This window comes from Mesorhizobium sp. (genome assembly GCF_004962245.1).
Taxonomy (GTDB): domain Bacteria; phylum Pseudomonadota; class Alphaproteobacteria; order Rhizobiales; family Rhizobiaceae; genus Mesorhizobium.
In genome coordinates, this window is record NZ_SUHQ01000091.1 from 1 (window position 1) to 1,096 (window position 1,096).

Consider the following 1,096-nt stretch of genomic DNA (forward strand, 5'->3'; position numbering starts at 1 on the left):
GAATCGAACAAAACAGCGGATCGGCGACGGCTGTTTCTGCGATAGTAAATTGTTATTGCTGAATTTTTCGGAGAATCGTGGGATTTTGCGCTGGTCGCGAAAACATCACCGCAGACGTTCTTGGGCGAAGAGCGCACCAAAAAAGGCGCTGCCGATTAGCTCTTTGACACAGGAAGTTTTGACAAATTGGCTCACCTTTGTCGGTGGCGATCGCACACATTTCCCCTTCGTCATCCTGGGGCGGAGCAAGGAGCGAAGTGACGCAGCGCAGACCCCAGGATCCATGCCGTGACGTTTACGTGTCGCAACGGTGCAAGCTCTGCTTCAGCGCACCCCTTGGCGACTGCACTCGTCGAACGGCCATCCTGAGCCGCTGCATCCTTTGGCTGATGTCATGGCATGGATCCCAGGGTCTTCGCGACGTCGCTTCGCCCTGGGATGACGAAGCTGGGAAAGGCTTCGGAACCAGGCTTTGCAAGGGATTCTCGAGAAGAATTCGCCGGACTTGTCCTGCGAAGCGCGCAGCGCGAAGCAGGATGGCCTGCCACCCGAAGCCAGTAGGGCGTAGGGTGGCGGAGAGGATGGGATTCGAACCCACGAGAAGCTTTTGACCTCTACTCCCTTAGCAGGGGAGCGCCTTCGACCACTCGGCCACCTCTCCGTTGCGCCGGTGGATAAAGAAAAGCGCGGCCACAATCAACAAGCCCGCGCCATTATCGTTGAAAAAACCGGCTTCCGCCGAAGCGCCGCTTTCGCCATGCGGCGATTCTGCGGCAATCCCTTGGCTGACGACTCGGTGCATGGTCGCGATTCCGCCGAGCAATTGCCGGAATCGGCCGGATTGCAAGGGCTCACAAGGGGCTCGATGGTTAATGGGAGCTTTCCGAGTGAGGCCAAATCGTGTCATTTGTGCAACAACGCATGGGGATAGCACCCGCACAGACCTTTTGCCGGTACGATGGTGGTTGAACGCCGCCGCCTCATGGGTAATGTCGAATTCGAAGGAGCGGCGCGGTGCGCATCTTTTTCGGTAGTGGGGATGGGGCAGGGAACGCTGTCCTTCAGCAAAGAATACCCAGACCCGTTTTTTAACTTT

The 1,096-nt window shown here is 57.3% G+C and carries 1 protein-coding gene, 1 tRNA gene and 1 pseudogene; 1 reads left to right on the forward strand and 2 read right to left on the reverse strand.

All coding sequences use genetic code 11. The features are described from left to right. A pseudogene (locus E5X88_RS33465) lies at positions 1–292 on the forward strand (hypothetical protein); the annotation flags it as partial. A gap of 278 nt (positions 293–570) precedes the next feature. Here E5X88_RS33465 and E5X88_RS33470 read toward each other — a convergent pair. Together E5X88_RS33470 and E5X88_RS33475 are read right to left on the reverse strand one after the other, a co-directional pair. Next, a tRNA-Ser gene (locus E5X88_RS33470) sits at positions 571–661 on the reverse strand. After that, a partial coding sequence (locus E5X88_RS33475) for a hypothetical protein (protein ID WP_292168547.1) occupies positions 623–1,096 on the reverse strand: 474 nt, incomplete at its 5' end. The genes E5X88_RS33475 and E5X88_RS33470, both read right to left, overlap by 39 nt.